Genomic DNA, 23,233 nt, shown 5'->3' with positions numbered 1-23,233 from the left:
GCCGCGGCGCCATGCCGGCGACCGGCCGGGATGGCGGGGCCGGGCTGGTGCCCGGCCGGCGCGACCTCAGCGGCCCAGCTGCTTGAGCGCGGCCTGCAGGCCGGTGACGCCGCCGACGCGCTGGTCGTTGATGAAGACCTGGGGCATCTGGCGCACGGACGGGCCGCACTTCTCGTAGAACGCGAGGCGCTCGGCCTCGTCGTCGATCAGGATCTCCTGAAAGGCCATGCCGCGGGACTTGAGCAGCATCTTCGCCGTGTCGCATTGCGGGCAGGCGGACTTGGAGTAGACGACGATCTTGAGTTCCATGGGGCGGGAGTGTATTCGGCGCGCGCCGGCCCTGTCGCCGCCTGGGGCAAGTCCCGAGGGGGCCGTCGTCATGGGGCTCCCGTAAGCTGCGCCCCCATGGACGCCCTGATCACCGCCGCCGCCCGCTTCCTCGCCGCCGGGGATGCGCTGGGCGCCCTGCGGCGCGTGGCACTGCGGGACGACCCGCCCGCGCTGGCGCTGCGCGGCATCGCGATGGCCCAGCTGGGCGAGCATGCCCGGGCGCGCGAGCTGCTGCGGGAGGCGGCCAAGGCCTTCGGCCCGCGGGAGGCCGTCAGCCGGGCGCGCTGCGTGGTCGCCGAGGCCGAGGTGGCGCTGGCGATGCGCGACTTCGGCGAGCCGCCCCGCGCGCTGCTGCAGGCGGCCGAGGTACTGGCCGCCCACGACGATCGTGTCAACGCGCTGCAGGCCCGCCTGATCGCGGCGCGGCGGCTGGTGCTGCTGGGGCGGCTGGACGAGGCGGCCCGGGCGCTGCCGGCGATCGATCTCGCCACCTACCCGCCCTTGCCGGCGGCGCTCGCCGGACTGGCGGAGGCCGAGCTGGCCTTGCGGTCGTTGCGGATCCGCGATGCGCGGCTGGCGCTGATGCAAGCCTCGGCCGCGGCCCACCGCGCCGGCGTGCCCGCGCTGATCGCCGAGACCGAGGACCTGCGCGCGCTGATCGATCGCCCCGCCGCGCGCCGCATCGACGCCGGCGCCGAGCAATCGCTGCGACTGGACGAGGTCGAGGACCTCCTGGCCTCCCCGACGCTGGTCATCGACGCCTGCCGGCGCGCGATCCGCGGCGAGGGACTGGCCGTGGACCTCGCGCGACGTCCGGTGCTGTTCCTGCTCGCGCGGGTGCTGGCGGAAGCCTGGCCCGGCGGCGTCGATCGGCAGACGCTGATCCTGCGCGTCTTCCGCACCCGCCATCCCGACGAGACGCATCGCGCGCGGCTGCGCGTGGAGCTGGGCCGGCTGCGCGCGCTGATCGAGCCCGTCGCCGCCATCGACGCGACCGCGCGCGGCTATGCGCTGCGGGTCGACGAGGGCCGGGCGGTCACGATGCTGGCGCCGCCCATCGATGGCGAGTCCGCCGCGCTGCAGGCGCTGCTGGCGGATGGGGCGGCGTGGTCGACCTCGGCGCTGGCGCTCGCGATGGGCGCGAGCCAGCGTACGGTGCAGCGGGCGCTGGCGGAGCTCGAGGCCGACGGCCGGGTGCGGGCGCTGGGGCAGGCGCGGGCCAGGCGCTGGCTGGCGCCGCCCATGACAGGCGGGCTGACGGGAATCGCGACGATCTTGTTACTCCCCGCCTGGCCGCCGGCTGGCTAGATTGAGGTCCATGCGGCGGCGTCTCGCCGCACAAGGAGAGCACGATGTCCTGTTCAGACTCCACCGCGGGCGCCCCGTCCTGCGACCCGCATGCCGAGGCGCTGATGGCCTCCAACGCCGGACTCCCGGCCGCCCGTCCCGCGGAGATCGTCCGCGAGTACGGTCCCTACCCCGGCGCGCCCGCCGTGCACGGCGTGAGCCATGACGGCGATCGCGTCTGGGCCGCGACGGCGCTGGGGCTGCTGGCCATCGACCCGCCGAGCGGCGAGGTCGTGCGCACGCTGCCCTGCGCCGCTGATGCCGGCACCGCCTTCGACGGCCGGCTGCTGTACCAGATCGCGGAATCCCGCATCGACAAGATCGATCCGGCGAGCGGGAAGGTGGTCGGCTCGATCCCGGCACCGTCGGGCCAGGGCAGCGACTCGGGCCTGACCTGGGCAGAGGGCAGCCTGTGGGTGGGGCAGTACCGGGACCGCAAGATCGTGCAGATCGATCCCGAATCCGGCGAGATTCGCCGGACCATCGAGTCCAACCGCTTCGTCACCGGTGTGACCTGGGTCGACGGCGAGCTCTGGCACGCGACCTGGGAAGGCGACGAGAGCGAGCTGCGCCGCGTCGACCCGAAGGACGGCCGCGTGATGGAACGCCTGGCGATGCCTGACAACGTCGGGGTCAGCGGGCTGGAGTCCGACGGCGCCGGCCTGTTCTATTGCGGCGGGGGCGGCAGCGGGAAGCTGCGCGCCGTCCGGCGCCCGGCTCGCACGTGATGCGCGCGATGCGCTTGACGCGCCTGATGCGCCCTGCCTGACGCGTCACGCCCGATTCGCCGCGCCTGAACGGCGAGGCCTCGCCCACTTCCTCCGATCCCTCCGTCCGCGCGCCTCGGCGCCGCGGCGATGGGCGTCCTCACGCCCGCGTTTCGGTCCTTGCCCGACATCCATTCCTTGGAGCACGACATGAACACCCTCACCGACTCCCAAGCCCTGACCCACCACGAGATCGTCACCCGCGATCGCTGGATCGCCGAGCGCAAGCGCCTGCTGGCGCGCGAGAAGGCGCTGACCCGGCTCGGCGATGAAGTCGCCCGCGAGCGCGGCACCCTGCCCTGGGTCCGCATCGACAAGGACTACGTCTTCGACACGGCGACCGGTCCCCGCCGGCTGGCCGAGCTCTTCGGCCCGCACCGGCGCCTGGTGATGCAGCACATGATGTTCACGCCGGGTGCGGAGGCGGCCTGCAAGAGCTGCTCGTTCATGGCCGACCACACCGATCCGGCGCTGCCGCACCTGGCCGCCCGCGGTGTCGCCTTCGTGGCGGTCTCGCGCGCGCCGCTCACGGACATCGCGCGCTTCAAGGCCCGCATGGGCTGGCGCTTCGACTGGGTGTCGTCGTTCGACAGCGACTTCAACCGCGACTTCCACGTCTCGTTCACGGAGGAGGAACGCGCCCGCGGCGACGTGTTCTACAACTTCACGATGCAGCCCTTCCCGCAAGGCGAGGCGCCCGGCATCAGCGTGTTCATCAAGGACAACGACGGGAGCGTCTACCTGAGCTACTCGACCTTCGGTCGCGGCGTCGAGCTGATGATGCACACCTACCGCTTCCTGGACCTGCTGCCCGAGGGCCGCGACGAGGGTGACCTGCCGTACACGATGGCCTGGGTGAAGCATCACGATCGATACGAGGAAGCACCGGCCGCGGCCGCCGGCGGGTGCTGCGGTTCACGGGCCTGAGCGCGGGCTCGCCGACTTGAGCGCGGACCTGTCGCGCCTCGATCCGGAACTGAGAGGGGAAGCGCCATGGGCCATGTGGTGGAGACGCTCTGGCCCTGGCTGGCGGTCGCGGGCGCCGGTGCCTTGCATGGCCTGAATCCGCTCGCGGGCTGGGGACCGGCGGCGGCACTCGCGGTCCGCGATGTCCGGTGGCGACGCGGGTTGAGCGCCTTGGGCGCGATCGCGGTCGGCCACCTCGCCTCGGTCATCCTCACCGCGGTCGTGATCGCGATCGTGCCGGTGGAGCGAATCGCGGAAGGGCGTATCGGCCTGGCGGCCCTGGCAGCGGTCGGACTCGTCGCGCTGGCGATGCGCCAAGCCCGGCATCGAACGATGTCACCTCGTTTGGAGCGCCTGGCGCAGACGTCGGCTCCCGCGTCAGGGGAGGCGTCAGCGTCAGCGTCGGCGTCAGCGTCAGCGTCGGCGTCAGCGTCGGCGTCAGCGTCAGCGTCAGCGTCGGCGTCGGCGTCGGCGTCGGAGTCGGAGTTCGGGGCGGGGTCGAAGTCCGGGGCGGCATCAGCATCAGCATCAGCATCAGCATCAGCGCCTGGTGCCGCTTCCGGCGGCTGGGGCCTGGGCCTCTGGTCCTTCGTCGCGGCGACGGCGCATGGCGCCGGGATGCTGCTGCTGCCCGCTCTGGCACCGCTGTGCCTAGGGTCGACGGTGGGTCGAGAGCTCACCGCGTCGGGCTCGCTCGCGCTGGCCTTGTCGGTGGTGGCGGTGCATGCCGCCGCGATGCTCGGAGCGATGGGCGCGGCAACGCTGCTGGCCGCGCGCGCGTGGGGTGCGTCTCGCCGACGCTGGCTCAGCGCGGTTTCGCCAGATCCATCACCCAGTACTTGCTGTACGAGTTGGACGACGACGCCGCGGGACGGCAAGCCACGCCGACGTTCACGTAGTTCGCCGACATCAGGTTCGCGCAGTGCCCCGGGCTGTTGATCCAGGCGTTCATCACGGCCTCGACGTTGGCCTGGCCGGCGGCGATGTTCTCGCCTGCCGCGCTCCAGCTGTAGCCGGCCGCGGTGATGCGATCGGAGAACGAGCGGCCGTCCTGGCTGTCATGGCTGAAGTAGTTCTTCGTCGCCATGTCCTGCGCATGGCCGTCGGCGGCGGTGGCGAGCGCGGAGTTCCAGGTCAGCGCCGTCGTGGGCGGGAAGGTGCCGGAGGATCCGCAGGTCGCGCCCGCGGCCCGCAACGCATTGATACGAGTCAGCAGGTCCTGCTGGAAGTTGGGCAGGTCGCAGGTGCCGGTAACGACGGGCGTGGTCGGCAGCGTCGGCGTCGTGGGAGTCGTCGCGACCGGCGTGCCGTCGCCACCGGTGGCGTCTCCGCCGCCGCCACCACAAGCGGCCAGGACCAACACCAGCAACATCACGGCGTCGAGCGGCAGCCGCGGGCCGTCCGACTTCTTCGAGGATCGATTCATCCCGGCATCTTAGAAATTAAGGCCGGGGAAAGCTGGAACCAAACGTACGGGGCCCGCCGTGCAGCGCGGCTCAACGTGCGACGCCGCGCTGAATCAGCCCCCGATGCTGTCGGTCGAACCAGGTCGCGACATCCGTCAGGAACGGCGCGACCCAATCGAGCGCCTCGTTCAGCTCCTCGGTCTCGACCACGTAGCCGGGCCGGTACTTCCGGTTGCGCCAATCGCGAAGGATGTCGAGCTCATCGAAGCGGCGCTCGCCGATTGCGAGCGCGTGCGCGGCGCCTTCGAGGGCCACGGCATGGTGCCCCCGATCGCTCGTCACGCGCCAGCCTTGGGCGCACGCCACGGCCATGCAGGACAGCAGCACCGCGTCCCATGCCGCGTCCATGCGCGTGCCGTTCGAGATCGCCGGCTGGCGAGCGTCCTCGAGCTTGGCCTGGGCCTGATGGAGCCACTGCACGACGTCGCGTGCGTTGACCGCCAGCGGCTTCAAGGGGGCATCAGGCCCCGCCGCCAACTCCTGAAATGACTTCGGCATCGACGTCCCCGATCAAGGGAATTCGCGGCCCTCGCACGATGTCCTGCGCGAAGCTCTCCCCGCCGCGAAGTTGCTCCTGGAAGGAGGCGATCGTAGAAGCCGTCGCATGCACGTCGCGCCCCAGCGCCCGCGCCGCGGGCTTCAAAGCAACGTTGATCTTGAGTTCCGACAAACTTCCCAGCACAAGGACATCGATGTCGCTGTCCGCCCCCGCCTCGCCGCGCGCGACGGAGCCGAAGACACAGGCGGCCTGCACGCCCTTCAGCGGCAGCAGCGCCTCCCTCAAGGTCCGGACGAGTCGGCTGTCCTGTTGCATCAGCGCGACCAGCGGGGCGAGCGATGGATCCTTGCTGGCCTGATAGCGCGGCAGCCCATCCTGTTCGCGCCGCGTCACGAGTCCGGCAGCGACCCAGCGTCGCAGCCAGCGGGCGATGCTGCCCGCATCGATCCCCGCCTCCGAGGCCAGCTCCCGTTGCCCGAAGCCACGCGCCGGCTCCGCGAACAGGGTGCGCAGGACGCGGAAGCGGCCGATGCTGCCGAAGACTTCGGTGAGCTGGGATTCGTTCATGAGAAAGCCGGTGGGCGTAGGCGATTTGCCTACATTGTAGGCAATCGGGCTACATCGTAGGCACTTTGCCTACGACGTAGCCAACTTGCCTACACCCTCGCCCACCGTTCAAAGCAGGTCGTACCGATCCAGGTTCATCACCTTGGTCCAGGCCTTCACGAAGTCGCGGGCGAAGACCTCGCGGCCATCGCTGGAGGCATAGACCTCGGCCAGCGCGCGCAGTTGCGCGTTGGAGCCGAACACCAGATCCACCGCCGTGCCCGTCCACTTCAGCGCCCCGCTGCTGCGATCGCGCCCCTCCAGCACGCCCGGCTCCGCCGCGCGCTGCCATCGGGTCCGCATGTCCAGCAGGTTCACGAAGAAATCGTTGCTCAGCACCCCCGGGGTCTGGGTGAAGACACCGTGCTTCGCGTGCGCGTAGTTGGCGCCCAGCACCCGCAGACCACCGATCAGCGCTGTCATCTCCGGCGCGCTCAGCGTCAGCAGCTGGGCCTTGTCGATGAGCAGCTCGGCGGCGGAATCGACCAGGTCCGGACGGATGTAGTTGCGGAAGCCGTCCGCGGCCGGCTCCAGCACCTCGAAGGATTCGACGTCCGTCTGATCCTGCGACGCGTCCGTGCGGCCCGGCGTGAAGGGCACCGTCAGCGTGATCCCCGCCTGCTTCGCCGCGGCTTCGACGCCCGCGCCGCCCGCCAGCACGATCAGGTCGGCCAGCGAGATCTTCTTGCCGCCGCCCAGGCTGGCATTGGCCTCCTGCCGCAACGTCTCGAGGCGGCTCAGCACCTGCTCCAGCTCGGCCGGCTGATTGACGGTCCACGCCTTCTGCGGCGCCAGCCGGATGCGCGCGCCGTTGGCGCCGCCGCGCTTGTCGCCGCCCCGGAAGGTCGAGGCCGAGGCCCAGGCCGTCGCCACCAGCTGCGACACGCTCAGCCCGCTCGCCAGCACCTTGGCCTTGAGCGCCATCACGTCCTGGTCGTCGACCAGCGGATGGTCCACGGCGGGCACCGGGTCCTGCCAGATCATCACGTCCTTGGGCGCCAGCTTGCCCAGGTAGCGCGCATGCGGGCCCATGTCGCGGTGGGTGAGCTTGAACCACGCGCGGGCGAACGCGTCCGCGAAAGCCTTCGGATCCCGCATGTAGCGGCGCGAGATCTTCTCGTACGCCGGATCGACGCGCAGCGCCAGGTCGGCGGTGGTCATCATCGGGGCGTGACGCCTGGACGGGTCGTGCGCGTCGGGCACCGTGCCCGCGCCCGCGCCGCCCTTGGGCGTCCATTGGTGCGCGCCGGCCGGGCTCTTGGTCAGCTCCCATTCGTAGCCGAAGAGCGTCTCGAAGTAGCTCATGTCCCAGGTCGTCGGCGTGGCCGTCCACGCGCCTTCGATGCCGCTGGTGATGGTGTAGACGCCCATGCCGTCGCCGAACGCGTTCTTCCAGCCCAGGCCCTGCTCCTCCAGCGCCGCGCCCTCGGGCATCAGGCCGACCTGGGCCGCGTCGCCCGCGCCATGGCACTTGCCGAAGGTGTGACCGCCGGCGACCAGCGCCACCGTCTCCTCGTCATCCATGGCCATGCGGCGGAAGGTCTCGCGGATGTCGCGCCCCGAGGCGGCCGGATCGGGATTGCCGTTCGGCCCTTCCGGGTTCACGTAGATCAGGCCCATCTGCACGGCGGCCAGCGGATTCGCCAGGTCGCGGTCGCCCGCGTAGCGCTCGTCACCGAGCCAGGTGGTCTCCGGCCCCCAGTAGATGTCGGTCTCCGGCTCCCAGATGTCGGCGCGGCCGCCGGCGAAGCCCAGCGTCTTGAAGCCCATGGACTCCAGCGCGATGTTGCCCGCCAGGATCATGAGGTCCGCCCAGGACAGCTTGCGGCCGTACTTCTGCTTGATCGGCCAGAGCAGCCGCCGCGCCTTGTCCAGGTTGCCGTTGTCCGGCCAGCTGTTGAGCGGCGCGAAGCGCTGCGCGCCCGTTCCCGCGCCGCCGCGGCCGTCCTGGATGCGATAGGTGCCCGCCGAGTGCCAGGCCATGCGGATGAAGAACGGACCGTAGTGGCCGTAGTCGGCGGGCCACCAGTCCTGCGAGTCCGTCATCAGCGCGTGCAGGTCCTTGACGACGGCGTCCAGGTCCAGGGTCTTGAACGCCTCGGCGTACTTGAACTGCTCGCCCATCGGGTTGGCCTTGGCCGAGTGCAGATGGAGGATGGAGAGATTGAGCTGGTCGGGCCACCAGTCGCGGTTGCCCTTGCCGCCGGCGCTGGTGTGCTTGCGCGGGGCGCCCGAGAACGGGCACTTGGTGTCACCTGACATGTCGGTCTCCTGAAGGATCGTGTGGGGGGATGAGCCTGAGCCCCGAGACTGTCCGCTGGGTGGGATCGCCGGGCGAGTCTAGGACCGCGATCCGAGCCTGGGCAAGTGAACGTCTCAATCGACCCGATAGCCGGAACCGGATGTCATCACGGCGTCGGCGACCTGATGGACACTCGCTCCAGGAGATCCTCATGCCCGCCATCCTGACGGTCCTGGCCGCGCTGCTCGCCGCCCTGCTGCTGTCCAGTCACTGCCATGCCGCCGGCGGCCACCACGCGGTGGACGACGCGTCCATCCTCGACCCCGGCCAATGCAACGTGGAGCTCTGGGCCGAGCGCGCCCAGCAGCAGCATCGGCGCCTGCAGCACGCCGGCACGGCCTGCCATGTCGCGGGCGTGGAGCTCGGCCTGAGCCTGGACCGCGGCACGGCGGCCGATTCGCCGGCGCTCCATCCTCACGCCGCCCAGGTGAAGTGGGCGACGGCGCTGACGGCGCAGTGGAGTCTGGGCGCCGTCGCGGCCCTGGGCTGGCAAAACCTGGCCCCGAAGCGCCAGGCGATCCTGCTGGTGCCCGTGACCTGGACGCCGCGCGAGGACCTCGCCCTGCACCTGAACGTCGGACGCGTGCTGCGAGAAGGCGCGCCGGACCGCTGGCAGCGCGGCGCCGCGATCGAGTGGCAACCGTTGCCCGAATGGCAGGGACTGGCCGAGGTCTTCCACGACGGCCAGCGCCCGCTGGCGCGGCTGGGGCTGCGGCGCTTCCTCGGGGAGAAGCTCTCCATCGACCTGAGCCGCGCCCGGGCCCGCGCCACGGCGCAGGCGCCGCGCGAAGACTGGTGGACGCTGGGCGTGAACTGGGAGTTCGGCCACCCCTTCTGAGGCGTCGGCACGGGCCCGGAGCGCGCCGCACCGGGGCTCATGCGCCCGGCGCGCATGCATAGACGCGGCGCGCATGAGGACATTGATCCAGGGGTCGTCATCCTCAATCGGAGGGATGAGAATCAACCTCCGTCCGCGACCCGCCTGCAGGCGTCCCGCGACGCGGAGAGAATCGCCGCTTTCCGTTCCCGATCACCCCAGGTTTCACCCCACATTCGACCTGACGACACTGGAGCCCACCATGTCCCTGCGCATCAACGACACCGCCCCCAACTTCACCGCGAAGACCACGCACGGCGAACTGACCTTCCACGACTGGATCGGCGACAGCTGGGCCATCCTGTTCTCGCACCCGAAGGACTTCACCCCGGTGTGCACGACCGAGCTGGGCTACATGGCCCGCATCGAGCCCGAATTCACCAAGCGCAACGCCAAGCTGATCGGCCTGTCGATCGACCCGGTGGACAACCACGCCAAGTGGGTCGCGGACATCGAGGAAACGCAGGGCGCCTCGGTCAAGTACCCGATGATCGGCGACACCGACCTGGCGGTGGCCAAGCTCTACAACATGCTGCCGGCCGATGAAGGCGGCACGTCGGACGGCCGCACCGCGGCGACCAACGCCACGGTGCGCTCGGTCTTCATCGTCGGTCCGGACAAGAAGATCAAGCTGATGCTGACCTACCCGATGACCACGGGCCGCAACTTCGACGAGATCCTGCGCGTGCTGGACTCGATGCAGCTGACCGCCAAGCACCGCGTCGCCACGCCGGTGAACTGGAAGCAGGGCGAGGACGTCATCATCGCCGGCTCGGTCTCCGACGACGAAGCCAAGACCCTCTACCCTGAAGGCTGGAAGGCCCCGAAGCCCTACCTGCGCATCGTCAAGCAGCCGAAGTGATCGCCGCGTAACGCGCATCCGCCAGGTCGTCGCCCAGCGTCGGCCCGGCGGCTGCCCAGCCCAGGGTCTCGCGCGTCCACGCGCTGCTCGCCGCGAGCCGCAATCCGGCGAATTTCGCGAGCCAGCCGAAGTGCGCCTGCGCCTCCTCCGGGGTCAGGCCTTGCACCGGCAACCCCAGCCGCGTCCCGATCGCCGCGGCGATCGCCTTGAACGGAATCCGTTCCTCCGCGATCGCATGCCAGCGCGCCCCGGTGATCGGCGACTCGATCGCGCGGCGATAGACGACGGCCGCATCCTCGCGATGGACGGCGCTCCACAGATTGGCGCCCTCGCCCACCATGGCCGACACGCCGGTGCGGCGCGCCAGGTCCATCAGCATGGGCACGAAGCCGTGATCGCCCAGGCCGTGCACCGTCGGCGGCAGGCGGACCACCGCCGCGTTCACGCCCGCCGCGGCCAACGCGAGCGCCGCTGGTTCCGACGCCCGCGGATAGTTCTCCGAGGTCGGCAGCGCCTCGTCCCGCTCATCGGCTTCGCGGGCCCCGATCGACGGCGACAACGCCAGGCCCGAGGTCGCGATCAACGGCCGGTCCGAGCCGCGCAAGGCCTCGCCCAGCGCCTCGATGGCGATCCGATCGCGCCGGCAGTTCTCGGCGAAGCGCGAGAAGTCGTGATCGAAGGCCGTGTGAATGACCGCGTCGCAGTCCGACGCGCCGGCGCGCAGGCCGTCCAGATCGTCGATCGAGCCGCGACGCACCGTCGCGCCCGTGGCGGCCAGTGCCGCCGCCGACGCGTCCGATCGCGCCAGCCCCAACACCGTGTGACCGGCGCTCAACAGTTCCCGCACCACCGCCGACCCGACGAAGCCCGTGGCACCCGTGACGAAGACTCGCATGGAGAAGTCCTTTCAGTTTCAACGGTCGGCATGCTCGACGCAGAATCCATCCCGTTAAAGACGTGGCCGTATCCCGGTATGGCAACCAACAGGATGTCGATCCCTTCCGCCACCACCGCCTCTCCTGCCGGCGCCGCGCCGGCCCGCAAGTCGCCCGCCCTCCCGGGCACGGGGGCCTCGCCAACCTCGGCGTCCTCCGATCCGGCCGTGGTCGATGCCGGGCGGAACGCTGCTCCCGGCCCCTCGGCCGCGGACAACGAGCTCGGTGCCTACCTCCGCGACCGGCGCGAGCGCCTCGACCCGGCCGCGTTCGGTCTCCCGCTGACCCGCCGGCGCACGCCGGGCCTGCGCCGCGAGGAAGTCGCCCAGCGCGCCCATGTGAGCGCCACCTGGTACACGTGGCTGGAGCAGGGCCGCGGCGGCGCGCCGTCGGAGGCGGTCCTAGATCGCCTGGCCGGCGCGCTGATGCTGACCGACGTCGAGCGCGAGCACCTGTTCCTGCTCGCCTTCGGCCGACCGCCGGAGCCCCGCCTTCCCGGCGAGGCCAGCGTCACGCCGCGCCTGCAGCGCATCCTGGACGCGCTGCCGCTGAGCCCGGCCATCGTGAAGACGGCGACCTGGGACGTGGTGGCCTGGAACCGCGCGGCGTCGCTGGTGCTGACCGACTACGGCCAGCTTGCGCCCGAGCAGCGCAACATCCTGCGGCTGATGTTCTGCGAGCCTCGCGTGCGCGTCGCGCAGGACGACTGGGAGAGCGTGGCCCGCTTTGTCGTGGCGGCCTTCCGCGCCGACGCGGCGCGGGCGGGCGACTCGGCGCGTGCGCAGGCGCTGGTCGAGGAGCTCTGCCAACGCAGCGCCGCCTTCGCCACCATCTGGCGCGAGCGCGAGGTGCGCGAGTTCGGCGGCGGCCTGAAGCGGATCCACCATGCCACCGCCGGCGCGCTGGCCTTCGAGTACTCGGCCTTCGCCGTCGACGGCCGGCCGGACCTGGGGCTGGTGATCTATCAGCCGGCGACCGCCGAGGACGAGGCGCGCGTCAGGGACCTGATCGCGACCGACGACTCACGCCGCAGTCCCTGAGCGACGCGGGGAAGCCAGGCTCGATCAGGACTCGAAGAGCGCCCGGGCCTCCTCGAACACGCGGATCAAGTGCTCCGCCACCGTGCGGATCGGCAGGTCGTGGCGATCCTGGCCACGGATCAGCAGCCAGATCTCGCGCGGCTCGGGCACCGGGCCGAGCTCGCACGGAAGGAGATCCGGCACCTGTCGCCCGATGTAATGCGGCAACAGCGCCAAGCCCGCGCCCGTGCGTGCCGCCGTCGCCTGCGCCATCTGGTTGTCCGCGCGGAACGCCACCCGCGCGCGTGGGAAGCGACGCGCGAGCCAGGCCGCATCGGGCATGTCGGCATTGGCCTCGTCGAATCCGATGAACACGGGTTCCTCGGCTGGACGCCCCGAACGCGCCTGTTCATCGACATCCGCGAGGCCATGCCGCTCGCGCAGCCCCGCCGTGCCGTAGAAGCCGAAGCCCATCACCCCCAACGGCCTGGCGATGAAGTCGCCATCGGCGGGACGATCGAGCCGGATCGCGATGTCCGCCCTGTGCCGGTCCAGGCTGACCGCGCGCAGGTCGGTCGCGAGGTCCACGTCCAGTCCCGGATGCCGCCCGGGCAGCTCCGCGAGACGGCCGATCACGAAGGCCTGCGCGAGCGCCGGCGGCGCGTTCACCCGCACCAGGCCCCGCGGCGCGTCGTCATCGCCGGCGCGGCCCAGCGTCTGCGCGGCGGCTTCCATCTCGCGGGCCGCCGCGAGCACGCGCGTACCCGCCGCCGTGAGCAAGTAGCCGTCCGGTCGGCGATCGACCAGCTTCTGCCCGAGGCTGTCCTCCAGCGCCTGGATGCGGCGCGAGATCGTCGCGTGATTGACCGACAGCGCCCGCGCCGCGGCCGAGAGGCTGCCGTGCCGACCCAGCGCAAGGAAGATGCGAAGGTCCTCCCAGTCGGGCGCGCCACGCGCGGCGCTCGATGCGGACGCTGTCCCTGTGCGTTTCTGATCAGCCATTGAGCGAGGATAGCGGCTACCGCTCGCGAGACCCCGTCCCTACTCTTTCGACAACGCCGGAACGCCCCGGCGCCAACTCCGAAAGAAAGGACCCTCCCCATGAGCACTTCCGCCTCCCAGCCCCGCCGCGTCGCCCTCGTCACCGGCGCCTCTCAGGGCATCGGCGCCGGCCTCGTCGCCGCTTATCGCGCGCTCGGCTACGCCGTCGTCGCCAACTCCCGCAACATCCGTCAGGGCGACGACACCGACATCGTCGCGGTGCCCGGCCACATCGGCGAGCGCGCCGTCGCCGAGCGCATCGTGCAGACCGCGCTCGACCGCTTCGGCCGCATCGACACGCTGATCAACAACGCCGGCATCTTTGTCGCCAAGCCCTTCTCCGAATACACCGTGCAGGACTTCCGCGACGTCATCGACGTCAACCTCGGCGGCTTCTTCCACGTGACGCAACTCGCCATCCCGCAGATGCTGCGGCAGCGCGCCGGCCACATCGTGCAGATCACGACCACGCTGGTCGAGCAGCCCATCGCCGGCGTACCGGCCGGACTGGCGAGCCTGACCAAGGGCGGCCTGGACGCGGTCACGCGGGGCCTGGCGATCGAGTACGCCAAGGACGGCATCCGGGTGAACGCGGTCTCGCCCGGCGTGATCCGGACGCCGATGCATGCTCCCGAGACGCACGCCTTCCTCGCCGGCCTGCACCCGATGGGCCGCATGGGCGAGATCGACGAGATCGTCGACGCGGTGCGCTACCTCGAGCAGGCGGCCTTCGTCACCGGCGAGACGCTGCATGTCGACGGCGGCCAGCATGCCGGCCGCTGAGCCGTCGCCCGCGTCGACCTCCCCCCGTCACGTCCAAGGAAGCCTCATGCCCTACGTCAACATCCAGGTGACCCGCGAGGGCACCACCCCCGGCGCCAGCGCCACCACGCCCGCGCAGAAGGCCGCCCTGATCCAGGGCGTCAGCGATCTGCTGTTCGAGGTCCTCGGCAAGCCGCGTCATCTGACCTTCGTGGTCATCAATGAGATCGAGCTGGAGAACTGGGGCGTGGGCGGGCTGCCCACGCCGGAATACCGGCGGCAACAGGTCCCGGCAGCCGGCCCGGCCTGACGGGCCCGCTCCGACCGCGGCGGCGAGCGGCTCGCCGCCGCCCTCACAGCACCGCGTACCGTCCCGGCTTGTGGTTCACGGCGATGAACAGATTCATCACCACGGCCGCGAGCACGGAGTACGCGACCCGCTCCACGTCGACCACGGTCAGCGCCAGCAGCACGATGGCGCAGTCCATGCCCATCTGCACCTTGCCCGCGCGCCAGCCCTTGGCCTTCTGCAGGTAGAGCGAGACGATGGTCGCGCCGCCCAGGCTGGCGCGATGCCGCGCCAGGAACAGGCAGCCCGAGCCCAGCAGCAGCCCGCCCAGCACGGCCGCGTAGGCCGGATGGATGCGGTCGATGGCGAAGAGCTTGGGCGAGAACTCGGTCATCACCGACAGCAGCGCGATCGAGACGAAGGTCTTGAGCGTGAACTCCCGGCCCATGCGGGTCCAGGCGAACCAGTAGAACGGCAGGTTGATCAGGAAGAACAACTTGCCCAGGCTGATGCCGGTGGCGTAATGCAGCACGAAGGCGGCGCCCGCCGTGCCGCCGGTCAGCAGCCCGACCTGCGCGAAGAGGATCAGCGCCAGCGACACGAAGATCGTTCCCGTGAAGATCGCCTGCGCGTCCTCGAAGGTCGTGTGCGAGCGGATCGCCAGGTCGGCGAGCGGCTCGACGGCGGACGGCTCGGGGGCGGGGTCGGCAGAGGGCTCGCCGGAACGCGCGTTGGAACGCTCGGCGTGGGAAGGGGTTGGCTGGGGATCGCTCATGAAGGGAAGCTAAGCAGATTGCGTGCCCGCGAGGGGGCGCGCATTGTCCCGCAATCGCCATCCCCGATGAAGCGTCCCTATCGTCCGCGCGCCTTCAGCCGCGCGTCAAGCCGGGGGAACACGCGACGCGCGTTGCCCTCGTAGACCAGGTGGCGTTCCTGGTCGCTCAGGTGCGGCGTGGCGGCGATGTAGCGCTTGGTGTCGTCGTAATGGTGACCGGTGAGCGGGTCGATGCCGCGCACCGCGCCGATCATCTCGGAGGCGAAGAGCACGTTCTTCACCGGGATCACCTTCGTCAGCAGGTCGATGCCCGGCTGGTGATAGACGCAGGTGTCGAAGAAGATGTTGTCGAGCAGGTGCTCGTCCAGCAGCGGCTTCTTGAGCTCCTGCGCCAGGCCGCGGAACCGGCCCCAGTGATACGGGACCGCCCCGCCGCCGTGCGGGATCAGGAAGCGCAGGGTCGGGAAGTCCTTGAACAGGTCGCCCGTGAGGCACTGCATGAAGGCCGTGGTGTCGGCGTTCAGGTAGTGCGCGCCGGTCGTGTGGAAGCAGGCGTTGCAGCTGGTGCTGACGTGGATCATCGCGGGGATGTCCAGCTCGACCATCTTCTCGTAGAGCGGATACCAGTGGCAGTCGGTCAGCGGCGGACTGGTCCAGTGGCCGCCGGACGGATCGGGATTCAGGTTGATCCCGACGAAGCCGTACTCGCGCACGCAGCGCTCCAGTTCGGGGATGCAGCTCGCGGGATCGACGCCGGGACTCTGCGGCAGCATGGCCGCGCCGACGAAGTGATCGGGGAACATCTCCGCCACGCGGTGGCAGAGCTCGTTGCAGATCGCGGCCCAGGTCGACGAGGTCTGGAAGTCGCCGATGTGGTGCGCCATGAAGCTGGCGCGCGGGCTGAAGATGGTGAGGTCGGAGCCGCGCTCGCGCATCTTGGCGAGCTGGTTGGTCTCGATGGATTCGCGCAGTTCGTCGTCGCTGATGCGCAGGTCCGAGGGGCGAGGACCTCGGGACGGGTCCTCGAGCGCCGCGATCTGCAGGTCGCGCCAGGCGCCGAGCGCGGCGGGAGCGGTGGTGTAGTGGCCGTGGACGTCGATGATCATGGGGGGCTTGCGCGGCAGGCGATGAGGCGTTGCGGCGGATTGTGGAGAGCCCGGCCTCGTCGTCCTAGTTATGGCGGGGACTAGCTGCTATTCGGATTGGGCATACCCCGAAGACCCTCTCCCCGGCCCTCTCCCGCAAGCGGGCGAGGGAGTTCATGCAGCGGCTCTGCTGCAAACGGGCGAGGGGCTCCTCTGAGGCGACCGCGTTACTCCCTCTCCCGCTTGCGGGAGAGGGCGGGGGTGAGGGTCTTCTCGCCGCCCCTCACCGCGCCCGCCCATGCTCGAGGACATAAGCCGCCCGATGCAGATGCGCCAGGAAGTGCCGCACGCCCGGCTTCATCGCCGCATCCGCCCGCGCCAGCGCCCCGAGCTGCAGCCGCAGCGGCCCTTCCTTCACGTTGACGACCTGCAGATGCTCCGCCACGAACGGATGCGACGCGATCTGCCTCGGCTGCAGCCCCACGCAATTCCCTCCGGCGATCACCGACAACGACCCCAAGGTCGAGTTCACCAGCGCGCCCGCGCGTGGCGGCGTCAGGCCGTGCCTCTCGAACAGCGTCCTCGCATAACCCGTCTCCGGCGTGCTTCCGGTGTAGACCCAAGGCGCGTCAGCCAGTTCCTCCAGACGCCGGGCCCTCCCCAGCGGATTGCCCTTCCTGACGACGATGACCATGTCGATGGGCATCAGCGGCTGGACCGCGAATTCACCCGGCGAGAGATGCTCGGGCAAGGGCCCCAGCGCGATGTCGACCTCGCCCTTGCGCAGCCGGGTGAGCTGCGCGATGTAGAGCTCCTCGACGATGCGCAGTTGGATCTCCGGGAACTCCGCCCCGAAGGTCCGCAGCGCCTCCGGCACCAGCAGCATCACCGCCAGCGGCACCGCGCCGATGGTCAGCGAGCCCGCCATGTGACCGCCGAGTTGCCGGATCTGCTCGACCGCCTGGGACAGTTCCCGGTCCGCCGCGATGGCGCGGTCATAGAGCACCATGCCCTGCGCGGTCGCCAGCACGCCCGTGGTCGAGCGCAGCAGCAGCGTCGTCTCCAGCGAGCGCTCGAGCTCCCGGATCATCTTCGTGAGCGCCGGCTGGGACACCCCGATGCGACGCGCGGCGGCGCGCAGGCTGCCTTCCTCGATGGCCGCGACCAGCGCGCGCAGGTTGGTGAGCTTCATCGGCCCATGCTAGCCACGGGTGATAACGAAGCGTTATCGCGCTTGCCCGCATGGCATCTTCTGAGCCCTCGGGGTGGTTCCTAGACTGCGCCGCGCTGAACGACCCGCAGCGGTCGGCGCATCCACCCCGAGGAGACAGACTCATGAAGAAGACCCTGGCGGCGCTGGCCGCCGTCGCCGCCGCGAGCGCGGCATCCGCGCAGTCCAACGTCACGATCTACGGGCTGATCGACCAGTCCGTCGAGCACATCGATCACGTGGGCGCCGCCTCCGCGGGCCTGACGCGGATGCCGGGCCTGACCGGCGGCTTCGCGCCCTCGCGCCTGGGCTTCCGCGGCAGCGAGGACCTGGGCGACGGACTCAAGGCCGTGTTCACGCTGGAGATGGGCCTGGGCGCGGACAGCGGGACGCTCAACCAGGGCGGTCGAGCCTGGGGCCGGCAGGCCTTCGTCGGGCTGCAGGGCCCCTGGGGCACCGTGAGCCTGGGCCGGCAGTACTCGATGCTGTTCTGGTCGCAGACCGAGGCGGACCTGCTCGGTCCGGCGATGTTCGGTTCAGGCTCGCTGGACAGCTACCTGCCCAATGCGCGCGTGGACAACGCCATCGCCTACCGCGGCAGCTTCAGCGGCGTGACCGTGGGCGCGACCTGGAGTCCCGGCCGCGACGCGGTCAACGCGGGACCGAGCCCCTCGGGCACCAACTGCGCGGGCGAGAACTCGGCCGATTCGAAGGCCTGCCGGCAGTGGTCGGCGATGGTCAAGTACGACGCGGAGAACTGGGGCGCCTCGGCCGCGATCGACGAGATCCGCGGCGGCCCCGGCGCCTTCGCGGGCCTGACCAGCAGCGCCATGACGGACCGTCGCAGCACGGTGGCGGGGTGGTTCAAGGTGTCGGGCTGGAAGCTGGGCGCGGGCGTGATCGCGCGCCGCAACGACGGCAGCGCGGCCACGCCCAGAAGCCGGCTCTGGTACGCCGGCGCCAACTGGTCGCCGAACGCGCAATGGATGCTCGACGCGCAGGTCTTCAAGCTGGACTACAAGCACAGCGCGAACGCCGCGACCCTGTACGCCGTGCGCGGGACCTACTTCCTGTCCAAGCGCACGGCGGTCTACGCGACCGCCGGCCGCGTGGACAACAACGGCAGCCTGGCCCTTGGCGTCAGCAACGCCGCCGCCGGCAGCGGTCCGGTGGCCGGCGGCACGCAGGACGGGATCGCGGCGGGGATCCGGCACGCGTTCTGAGCGCGGGGCGAGAGGAATCCGGCCTCCCCGTGTCATCGTCGACATCGACCGCCCCCGCGCCAGCCGGCGCCGCCGACACCATGCGTTAAGCTCCCGCGCCCGCCTCAGCGGTCGGGCAGGGTTTCAAAGGTCGAAGGGAAGCAGTCGTGTTGGACATCGATGTCGTGATCATTGGCGCGGGCGCCGCGGGCCTGATGTGCGCGGCGCACGCGGGCGCGCGCGGACGGCGCGTGCTGGTGATCGACCACGCCAACAAGGCGGGCAAGAAGATCCTGATGTCCGGCGGCGGCAACTGCAACTTCACCAACCTGTACACCGAGCCCGCCAACTTCCTCTCGCAGAACAAGCACTTCTGCAAGTCGGCCCTCGCGCGCTACACGCAGTGGGACTTCATCGCGCTGGTCAACAAGCATCAGGTCCCCCACCACGAGAAGAAGCTGGGCCAGCTCTTCTGCGACAACAAGTCCATCGACATCCTGCGCATGCTGCTCGCCGAATGCGCGGCCGTGAACGCGGAGGTCAAGCTCGACACCGCCGTCGAGACCATCGAGAAGGTCGAGGGCGGCTACGCGCTGCAGACCTCGGCTGGCCCGATGCGCTGCCAGTCCCTGGTGATCGCGACCGGCGGCCTGTCCATCCCCTCGATGGGCGCGACGGGCTTCGGCTATCAGGTCGCCAGGCAGTTCGGCCACGAGCTGCTGCCCACGCGCGCCGGGCTGGTCCCCTTCACCATCACCGACCAGCTCAAGGACCTCTGCAACGAGCTCAGCGGCACCTCGGTCGATTGCCTGGTCAGCTGCAACGGCAAGAGCTTCCGCGAGAACATCCTGTTCACGCACCGCGGCCTGAGCGGCCCGGCCATCCTCCAGATCTCCTCGTACTGGCTGCCCGGCCAGGCGGTGGAGATCAACCTGATGCCGGACCTCGACGCGGCGCAGTGGCTCGCGCAGCAACGCAACGACCGGCCCAATGCCGAGCTCAGGACGCTGCTGGGCGAGGTCTTCACCAAGAAGATGGCGACGCTGATCGCGGACCAGTGGTTCGAGTCCAAGCCGATCAAGCAGTACACGCATGCCGAGCTGGAGCGCATCGCCACGCAGCTGTCCGCGTGGCAGGTCGTGCCGGCGGGCACCGAGGGCTATCGCACCGCCGAGGTGACGCTGGGCGGGGTCGACACCAAGGAGGTGTCCTCCAAGACCATGGAATCGCTGAAGTCGCCAGGGCTGTACTTCATCGGCGAGGTGCTCGACGTGACCGGCCACCTGGGCGGCTTCAATTTCCAGTGGGCCTGGGCCTCCGGCCACGCGGCGGCGCAGTTCGTGTGAGCGGACAGGCCCGCGGCTGAACGAGGATCCCCGGAGGACGCCGGCGGCGGCGGCCCCTGCCACGGGAGCGCGGGACAGGCGGCACTCCGCCGCGCGCTTGTCACGGAGCGTCGTCAACATCGCGGGTTCCCTCTTGCCGGAGACCCGTCCCATGCGCCCGACCGCCCTGCTGCTGCCGCTGTTGCTCCTGACCGTCGCGCCGATCCGCGCGGCCGAGACGCCGTCGACGGCACCGGCGACCGGGTGGAGCTCGATCAAGGCCACGGCCTGCCAGGAGACGGACCGGATGATGGACTGGCGCGAGATCAGTTGCGCGATCCCGGCCGGTGCCGCGGGTCGACAGTTCCGCTTCCAGGCGATGTTCACCGGCGGCCATGACGACACCTCGGCGAGCCTCGCGCCGGAGCTCGACGGCCAGGCCTTCACCTGCGAGGACGGCAGCAAGCTGAGCCTGTTCGGCGAGGACGGCGACGTGAGCGTGCATTGCCGCTTCAGCGGCGCCGCGACGGCCGGCAAGCCGGGCCGCCTCAAGGTGCTCATCAAGTGGAGCCACGCGCAGTACGCGGATTACGAGTTCCTGGCGGAGTGAGCCCGAGGCGACGCGCCGTCCAAGCGCGCGCGCCGAACGGACAAACGGCCGCGCCCGGACGGATCCGGGCGCCGGGGCTACGATCCGCGCTTCCATCGATCCCCTGGGAGGGACAGGTCGTGCCTCGTGAGCTCCACCCCTGGCAAGTCTCCACCGGCGGCATCGCCGGCCTGATCCTGAGCATCGGCCTGGCGCGCTTCGCCTACACGCCCTTGCTGCCGCTGATGCAGCAGCAGGCCGGGCTCGGCGATGCGATGGGCGGCACGCTGGCGGCGATCAACTACGCCGGCTACATGAGCGGCGCCCTCCTCGCCGCCTGGATCGACGACCCGCGATGGCGCGCCCGTCTCTACCTCTGGGGCATGCTGCTGGGCCTGATCGCGACCGCGCTGATGCCGCTCGCGCCCAACCTCGCGCTGTGGGCGCTCTCGCGCTACCTCGGCGGCCTCAGCGGAGCCGCGGGCATGCTGCTCGGCTCCGGGCTGGTGCTGGGCTTCCTCATGCGCGCCGGCAGGCGTCCCGAGCTCGGCGTCCATTTCATGGGGCTCGGACTGGGCATCGTCGTGTCCGCCCTCGGGGCGATGGCGATGGACCGGCTCGGGCTCGACTGGGCCGGGCACTGGTGGGGCTTCGTCGTGATCGGCGTGGCGCTGCTCGCCGTGACCTGGTGGTGGCGGCCGCCCGCGCCGCCACCGACGACCGTCGCCCTCGGCGCCGGCGCGCCCAGCGCGACCTGGATGCGATGGATGCTCGCCAGCTACTTCTGCGCGGGCTGGGGCTTCGTCATCAGCGCGACCTTCACCGTCGCCATCGTCGAGCGCCAGCCCCTGCTCAAGGGCCAAGGCCCGTGGGCCTGGCTGCTGGTGGGCCTGGCCGCCACGCCGGCTGTGTTCCTCTGGGACCGGGTCGCGCGCCGCATCGGCGATCTCAACGCGCTGCTCACCGCCTTCGCGCTGCAGATCCTCGCCGTCGTGCTGCCCGCCGTGTCGGGCAGCCTCGCGGCCGCGCTCGGCGGCGCGCTGCTGTACGGCGCCACCTTCATCGGCCTCGTGAGCCTGACGCTCGCGCTGGTCGGCCGCCGCTCGCCGGGCAACCCCGGCAAGGCGATGGCGCGGCTGACGCTCAGTTATGGCGTCGCGCAAGTCACCGCGCCCGCCCTGGCCGGCGCGATGGCGCAGGCCAGCGGCAGCTACCAGGCGGCGCTGTGGATCACCGCCGTCGTGCTGACGGCCGGCATGCTGATCCTCTGGCGACTGCGCGCGCTCGAGCAGGGCGGCAAGGCCTGACCCCCTCGCCTCCCCTTCAAACGCGACGCTTCAAGCACAACGCCTCGAAGGCGGGGCTTCAAGGTCGAGGCGTCGATCGCCAGGCGAGGTGCTTCGCAGCCCCTCTCCCACTGGGTGGGAGAGGCGTGGGGGTGGGAGGGTCGTCGCCCCGCTCAATGCCCCAGCGCGTCCTTCAGATACACGCCATCGGACAGCGCCCGCTTGACCTGCCGTGACGCCTCGTCGACCGCCACCTCGCTCTCACCCGCCACGACCGCGTCCAGCGTCAGCCGCACGACATCCTCGGGCCGCGACTTCGGCACGTCGAAGGCCGCGATCATGTCCGTGTCGATGAAGCCCGCGTGGAAGCCCAGCACCTGCGTGCCCTGCGCGCCCAGCTCCTGGCGCAGGCTGTTGCTCATCGCCCAGGCTGCCGACTTGCTGACGCCATAGGCGCCCAGCAGCGGCGTGTTGATCCAGCTCAGGACGGACAGGATGTTGACGATCGCGCCGCCCCCGTTGCGGCCCAAGGTGCCGGCGAAGGCCCGGCTCAGGCGCCACACGCCGAAGAGGTTGGTTTCCAGCTGATCGCGCAGCAGCGCCTCGGCGTCCTCCGCCAGCACGCCACCGGTGCGGCCGATGCCCGCGTTGTTGATCAGCAGCGTCACGTCGCCGCAGGCGGCCACCGCGGCGGCCACCTCCTCCGGCCGTGTCACGTCCAGCTTCACCGGGATGACGCCCGGCAGCGTGATCGACTCGATCTGCCGCGCCGCGGCGTAGACCTTCTTCGCGCCGCGGGCCAGCGCCTGCTTGGCGAACTCCAGTCCCAGGCCCCGGTTCGCACCGGTGATGAAGACAACGGATCCTTCGATGTTCATGGGAACTTCCTTTCAGCGGCGAGAGTGCCTTCGGTGGATGAATTCATATGATGCTCGTCATATTCAGTGTCGAACGAAAGGCCTCGCGGAGGAGGCCTTGTCGAATCAGCGGCGACGTGGGGCGCTGGTCTTGGTGTCCTCGTGGCGGGCGTTCATGACATTCCCGTCGTCGCCGTAGCGGGTGAGCAGCGCGTGCCGGGTGCTGTCGAGCACCGCCCGCCCCTGCGCGTTGTCGCCGAAGGCGCGGGCCAGTTGCAGCGCGCCGACCAGGCTGCTGACGATCGCCCAGGCGTCGTCCTCCGTGGTGCGTTCGCCGAGCGCCGCGACCGCCATGCGATGCAGGTGCGTCATCAGCGCGCGCGACACTGCCTGCACCGGACCGGACTGCCGCGGCATCTCCGACACCAGGGCCGCCACGGGGCAGCCGTTCTCGCAGTCGGTGATGCCGCTCTCATGCAGATAGGTCTCGACCATCGCCCGGAACGGCGGGACGCCGGCCGCCGTCAGGCGCTGAACGAGCTCATCGAAGCGCGCCCGGCTGTCCTGCCCGGCCCGCGTCGCCGCCGCGCCCAGCAGCTCGTCGCGCGACTCGAAATGGGCATAGAAGCCGCCGTGCGTCAGGCCCGCCTGCTTCATCACGTCGGCCACGCCGATGCCGTGGAAGCCGGACCGGCGCAAGCCGCGCGAGGCCACCTCGAGGATGCGCTCGCGCGAAGCCTCCTTGCGATCGGTCTTCGCGGTACGCGGGGGACGTGGGGTCGTTGCCATGGGTGCGCATCGTAATATGACGCGCATCATATTGCAACGTAGGGGGA

24 protein-coding genes are annotated in these 23,233 nt (G+C 70.5%); 12 read left to right on the top strand and 12 right to left on the bottom strand.

Going from position 1 to position 23,233, the window contains the following annotated elements; all coding sequences use genetic code 11:
- Positions 1-66 precede the first annotated feature (66 nt).
- Positions 67-309, bottom strand: coding sequence for a glutaredoxin family protein (locus MCHT01_RS11090; RefSeq protein ID WP_067065408.1), 243 nt, complete (start codon positions 307-309; stop codon positions 67-69).
- Between the two features lie 96 nt (positions 310-405).
- Here MCHT01_RS11090 and MCHT01_RS11085 point away from each other — a divergent pair, with 96 nt between their 5' ends.
- The 3 genes from MCHT01_RS11085 (at position 406) to MCHT01_RS11075 (ending at position 3,371) form a co-directional block, all read left to right on the top strand.
- Positions 406-1,638 (top strand): DNA-binding protein, encoded by a 1,233-nt coding sequence (locus MCHT01_RS11085; RefSeq protein WP_067065407.1) that lies wholly within the window; start codon positions 406-408, stop codon positions 1,636-1,638.
- Between the two features lie 104 nt (positions 1,639-1,742).
- Positions 1,743-2,405, top strand: a complete 663-nt coding sequence (locus MCHT01_RS11080) for a Vgb family protein (protein WP_067065781.1) — start codon at positions 1,743-1,745, stop codon at positions 2,403-2,405.
- 189 nt (positions 2,406-2,594) lie between these two features.
- Positions 2,595-3,371, top strand: coding sequence for a DUF899 domain-containing protein (locus tag MCHT01_RS11075; protein ID WP_067065406.1), 777 nt, complete (start codon positions 2,595-2,597; stop codon positions 3,369-3,371).
- Between the two features lie 844 nt (positions 3,372-4,215).
- Here MCHT01_RS11075 and MCHT01_RS11070 read toward each other — a convergent pair.
- From MCHT01_RS11070 to katG, 4 genes are all read right to left on the bottom strand, one after another.
- On the bottom strand, positions 4,216-4,836 hold the full coding sequence (locus tag MCHT01_RS11070; RefSeq protein ID WP_245643225.1) for a CAP domain-containing protein: 621 nt from the start codon (positions 4,834-4,836) through the stop codon (positions 4,216-4,218).
- A gap of 70 nt (positions 4,837-4,906) precedes the next feature.
- On the bottom strand, positions 4,907-5,329 hold the full coding sequence (locus tag MCHT01_RS11065) for a hypothetical protein (RefSeq protein ID WP_067065405.1): 423 nt from the start codon (positions 5,327-5,329) through the stop codon (positions 4,907-4,909).
- Positions 5,330-5,336: 7 nt separating this feature from the next.
- Complete coding sequence (locus MCHT01_RS11060) at positions 5,337-5,942, bottom strand: nucleotidyltransferase domain-containing protein (RefSeq protein ID WP_067065404.1); 606 nt, start codon at positions 5,940-5,942, stop codon at positions 5,337-5,339.
- Between the two features lie 108 nt (positions 5,943-6,050).
- Positions 6,051-8,243 (bottom strand): catalase/peroxidase HPI, encoded by a 2,193-nt coding sequence (gene katG / locus MCHT01_RS11055; RefSeq protein ID WP_067065403.1) that lies wholly within the window; start codon positions 8,241-8,243, stop codon positions 6,051-6,053.
- 191 nt (positions 8,244-8,434) lie between these two features.
- Between katG and MCHT01_RS11050 the strand changes: the two genes are divergently transcribed.
- Both MCHT01_RS11050 and MCHT01_RS11045 read left to right on the top strand, forming a co-directional pair.
- Positions 8,435-9,121 (top strand): PA4824 family protein, encoded by a 687-nt coding sequence (locus tag MCHT01_RS11050; RefSeq protein WP_067065402.1) that lies wholly within the window; start codon positions 8,435-8,437, stop codon positions 9,119-9,121.
- A 241-nt stretch (positions 9,122-9,362) separates the two neighbouring features.
- Positions 9,363-10,022 carry a peroxiredoxin gene (locus MCHT01_RS11045; RefSeq protein WP_067065401.1) on the top strand — a complete coding sequence of 220 codons (660 nt, stop codon included), beginning with the start codon at positions 9,363-9,365 and terminating at the stop codon, positions 10,020-10,022.
- Here MCHT01_RS11045 and MCHT01_RS11040 read toward each other — a convergent pair.
- Positions 10,006-10,917: an SDR family oxidoreductase gene (locus MCHT01_RS11040; protein WP_067065400.1), complete on the bottom strand. Its 912-nt coding sequence runs from the start codon at positions 10,915-10,917 to the stop codon at positions 10,006-10,008. The two genes, MCHT01_RS11045 and MCHT01_RS11040, sit on opposite strands and share 17 nt — an antisense overlap.
- Positions 10,918-11,010: 93 nt before the next feature.
- Here MCHT01_RS11040 and MCHT01_RS11035 point away from each other — a divergent pair, with 93 nt between their 5' ends.
- Positions 11,011-11,997: a helix-turn-helix transcriptional regulator gene (locus tag MCHT01_RS11035; RefSeq protein ID WP_084452535.1), complete on the top strand. Its 987-nt coding sequence runs from the start codon at positions 11,011-11,013 to the stop codon at positions 11,995-11,997.
- A 24-nt stretch (positions 11,998-12,021) separates the two neighbouring features.
- Here MCHT01_RS11035 and MCHT01_RS11030 read toward each other — a convergent pair whose 3' ends face one another.
- On the bottom strand, positions 12,022-12,978 hold the full coding sequence (locus MCHT01_RS11030) for a LysR family transcriptional regulator (protein ID WP_067065398.1): 957 nt from the start codon (positions 12,976-12,978) through the stop codon (positions 12,022-12,024).
- Positions 12,979-13,077: 99 nt separating this feature from the next.
- Between MCHT01_RS11030 and MCHT01_RS11025 the strand changes: the two genes are divergently transcribed.
- On the top strand, positions 13,078-13,800 hold the full coding sequence (locus MCHT01_RS11025) for an SDR family NAD(P)-dependent oxidoreductase (RefSeq protein ID WP_067065397.1): 723 nt from the start codon (positions 13,078-13,080) through the stop codon (positions 13,798-13,800).
- Between the two features lie 46 nt (positions 13,801-13,846).
- Positions 13,847-14,089 (top strand): tautomerase family protein, encoded by a 243-nt coding sequence (locus tag MCHT01_RS11020; RefSeq protein ID WP_067065396.1) that lies wholly within the window; start codon positions 13,847-13,849, stop codon positions 14,087-14,089.
- 43 nt (positions 14,090-14,132) lie between these two features.
- On the opposite strand, the gene MCHT01_RS11015 is transcribed toward MCHT01_RS11020, so the two are convergent.
- From MCHT01_RS11015 to MCHT01_RS11005, 3 genes are all read right to left on the bottom strand, one after another.
- Positions 14,133-14,843, bottom strand: a complete 711-nt coding sequence (locus MCHT01_RS11015) for a YitT family protein (RefSeq protein WP_084452397.1) — start codon at positions 14,841-14,843, stop codon at positions 14,133-14,135.
- A gap of 77 nt (positions 14,844-14,920) precedes the next feature.
- Complete coding sequence (locus MCHT01_RS11010; RefSeq protein ID WP_067065395.1) at positions 14,921-15,949, bottom strand: amidohydrolase family protein; 1,029 nt, start codon at positions 15,947-15,949, stop codon at positions 14,921-14,923.
- A gap of 262 nt (positions 15,950-16,211) precedes the next feature.
- The gene (locus tag MCHT01_RS11005; RefSeq protein ID WP_067065394.1) at positions 16,212-17,120 is read right to left on the bottom strand and encodes a LysR family transcriptional regulator; all 909 of its coding nucleotides are present in this window, start codon (positions 17,118-17,120) and stop codon (positions 16,212-16,214) included.
- A 143-nt stretch (positions 17,121-17,263) separates the two neighbouring features.
- Between MCHT01_RS11005 and MCHT01_RS11000 the strand changes: the two genes are divergently transcribed.
- The 4 genes from MCHT01_RS11000 (at position 17,264) to MCHT01_RS10985 (ending at position 21,561) form a co-directional block, all read left to right on the top strand.
- Positions 17,264-18,361 carry a porin gene (locus tag MCHT01_RS11000; protein ID WP_067065393.1) on the top strand — a complete coding sequence of 366 codons (1,098 nt, stop codon included), beginning with the start codon at positions 17,264-17,266 and terminating at the stop codon, positions 18,359-18,361.
- A gap of 146 nt (positions 18,362-18,507) precedes the next feature.
- Entirely contained in the window at positions 18,508-19,686 is a 1,179-nt protein-coding gene (locus MCHT01_RS10995) for a BaiN/RdsA family NAD(P)/FAD-dependent oxidoreductase (RefSeq protein ID WP_148661490.1), read from the top strand.
- Positions 19,687-19,837: 151 nt separating this feature from the next.
- On the top strand, positions 19,838-20,275 hold the full coding sequence (locus tag MCHT01_RS10990; protein ID WP_067065392.1) for a hypothetical protein: 438 nt from the start codon (positions 19,838-19,840) through the stop codon (positions 20,273-20,275).
- A gap of 119 nt (positions 20,276-20,394) precedes the next feature.
- Positions 20,395-21,561, top strand: coding sequence for a YbfB/YjiJ family MFS transporter (locus MCHT01_RS10985; protein ID WP_067065391.1), 1,167 nt, complete (start codon positions 20,395-20,397; stop codon positions 21,559-21,561).
- Positions 21,562-21,713: 152 nt separating this feature from the next.
- Here MCHT01_RS10985 and MCHT01_RS10980 read toward each other — a convergent pair whose 3' ends face one another.
- Positions 21,714-22,418, bottom strand: coding sequence for an SDR family oxidoreductase (locus MCHT01_RS10980; RefSeq protein WP_067065390.1), 705 nt, complete (start codon positions 22,416-22,418; stop codon positions 21,714-21,716).
- 105 nt (positions 22,419-22,523) lie between these two features.
- The gene (locus MCHT01_RS10975; RefSeq protein ID WP_067065389.1) at positions 22,524-23,186 is read right to left on the bottom strand and encodes a TetR/AcrR family transcriptional regulator; all 663 of its coding nucleotides are present in this window, start codon (positions 23,184-23,186) and stop codon (positions 22,524-22,526) included.
- Positions 23,187-23,233 lie beyond the last annotated feature (47 nt).

The organism is Mitsuaria chitosanitabida ATCC BAA-476 = NBRC 102408 (genome assembly GCF_001598255.1).
Classification (GTDB): Bacteria; Pseudomonadota; Gammaproteobacteria; order Burkholderiales; family Burkholderiaceae_C; genus Roseateles; species Roseateles chitosanitabidus.
This window is presented reverse-complemented; position numbering and strand designations above follow the sequence as displayed.

Bases quoted from the DNA above. Each gene is read 5' to 3' on its own strand.
- MCHT01_RS10975 (WP_067065389.1), bottom strand. From the start codon at position 23,186: ATGGCAACGACCCCACGTCCCCCGCGTACCGCGAAGACCGATCGCAAG.
- MCHT01_RS11080 (WP_067065781.1), top strand. From the start codon at position 1,743: ATGGCCTCCAACGCCGGACTCCCGGCCGCCCGTCCCGCGGAGATCGTC.
- MCHT01_RS11045 (WP_067065401.1), top strand. From the start codon at position 9,363: ATGTCCCTGCGCATCAACGACACCGCCCCCAACTTCACCGCGAAGACC.
- MCHT01_RS11020 (WP_067065396.1), top strand. From the start codon at position 13,847: ATGCCCTACGTCAACATCCAGGTGACCCGCGAGGGCACCACCCCCGGC.
- MCHT01_RS11090 (WP_067065408.1), bottom strand. From the start codon at position 309: ATGGAACTCAAGATCGTCGTCTACTCCAAGTCCGCCTGCCCGCAATGC.
- MCHT01_RS11030 (WP_067065398.1), bottom strand. From the start codon at position 12,978: ATGGCTGATCAGAAACGCACAGGGACAGCGTCCGCATCGAGCGCCGCG.
- MCHT01_RS11015 (WP_084452397.1), bottom strand. From the start codon at position 14,843: ATGAGCGATCCCCAGCCAACCCCTTCCCACGCCGAGCGTTCCAACGCG.
- MCHT01_RS11035 (WP_084452535.1), top strand. From the start codon at position 11,011: ATGTCGATCCCTTCCGCCACCACCGCCTCTCCTGCCGGCGCCGCGCCG.
- MCHT01_RS11000 (WP_067065393.1), top strand. From the start codon at position 17,264: ATGAAGAAGACCCTGGCGGCGCTGGCCGCCGTCGCCGCCGCGAGCGCG.
- MCHT01_RS11070 (WP_245643225.1), bottom strand. From the start codon at position 4,836: ATGAATCGATCCTCGAAGAAGTCGGACGGCCCGCGGCTGCCGCTCGAC.
- MCHT01_RS11025 (WP_067065397.1), top strand. From the start codon at position 13,078: ATGAGCACTTCCGCCTCCCAGCCCCGCCGCGTCGCCCTCGTCACCGGC.
- MCHT01_RS11005 (WP_067065394.1), bottom strand. From the start codon at position 17,120: ATGAAGCTCACCAACCTGCGCGCGCTGGTCGCGGCCATCGAGGAAGGC.
- MCHT01_RS11050 (WP_067065402.1), top strand. From the start codon at position 8,435: ATGCCCGCCATCCTGACGGTCCTGGCCGCGCTGCTCGCCGCCCTGCTG.
- katG (WP_067065403.1), bottom strand. From the start codon at position 8,243: ATGTCAGGTGACACCAAGTGCCCGTTCTCGGGCGCCCCGCGCAAGCAC.
- MCHT01_RS11085 (WP_067065407.1), top strand. From the start codon at position 406: ATGGACGCCCTGATCACCGCCGCCGCCCGCTTCCTCGCCGCCGGGGAT.
- MCHT01_RS11010 (WP_067065395.1), bottom strand. From the start codon at position 15,949: ATGATCATCGACGTCCACGGCCACTACACCACCGCTCCCGCCGCGCTC.
- MCHT01_RS11075 (WP_067065406.1), top strand. From the start codon at position 2,595: ATGAACACCCTCACCGACTCCCAAGCCCTGACCCACCACGAGATCGTC.
- MCHT01_RS10990 (WP_067065392.1), top strand. From the start codon at position 19,838: ATGCGCCCGACCGCCCTGCTGCTGCCGCTGTTGCTCCTGACCGTCGCG.
- MCHT01_RS10980 (WP_067065390.1), bottom strand. From the start codon at position 22,418: ATGAACATCGAAGGATCCGTTGTCTTCATCACCGGTGCGAACCGGGGC.
- MCHT01_RS11060 (WP_067065404.1), bottom strand. From the start codon at position 5,942: ATGAACGAATCCCAGCTCACCGAAGTCTTCGGCAGCATCGGCCGCTTC.
- MCHT01_RS11040 (WP_067065400.1), bottom strand. From the start codon at position 10,917: ATGCGAGTCTTCGTCACGGGTGCCACGGGCTTCGTCGGGTCGGCGGTG.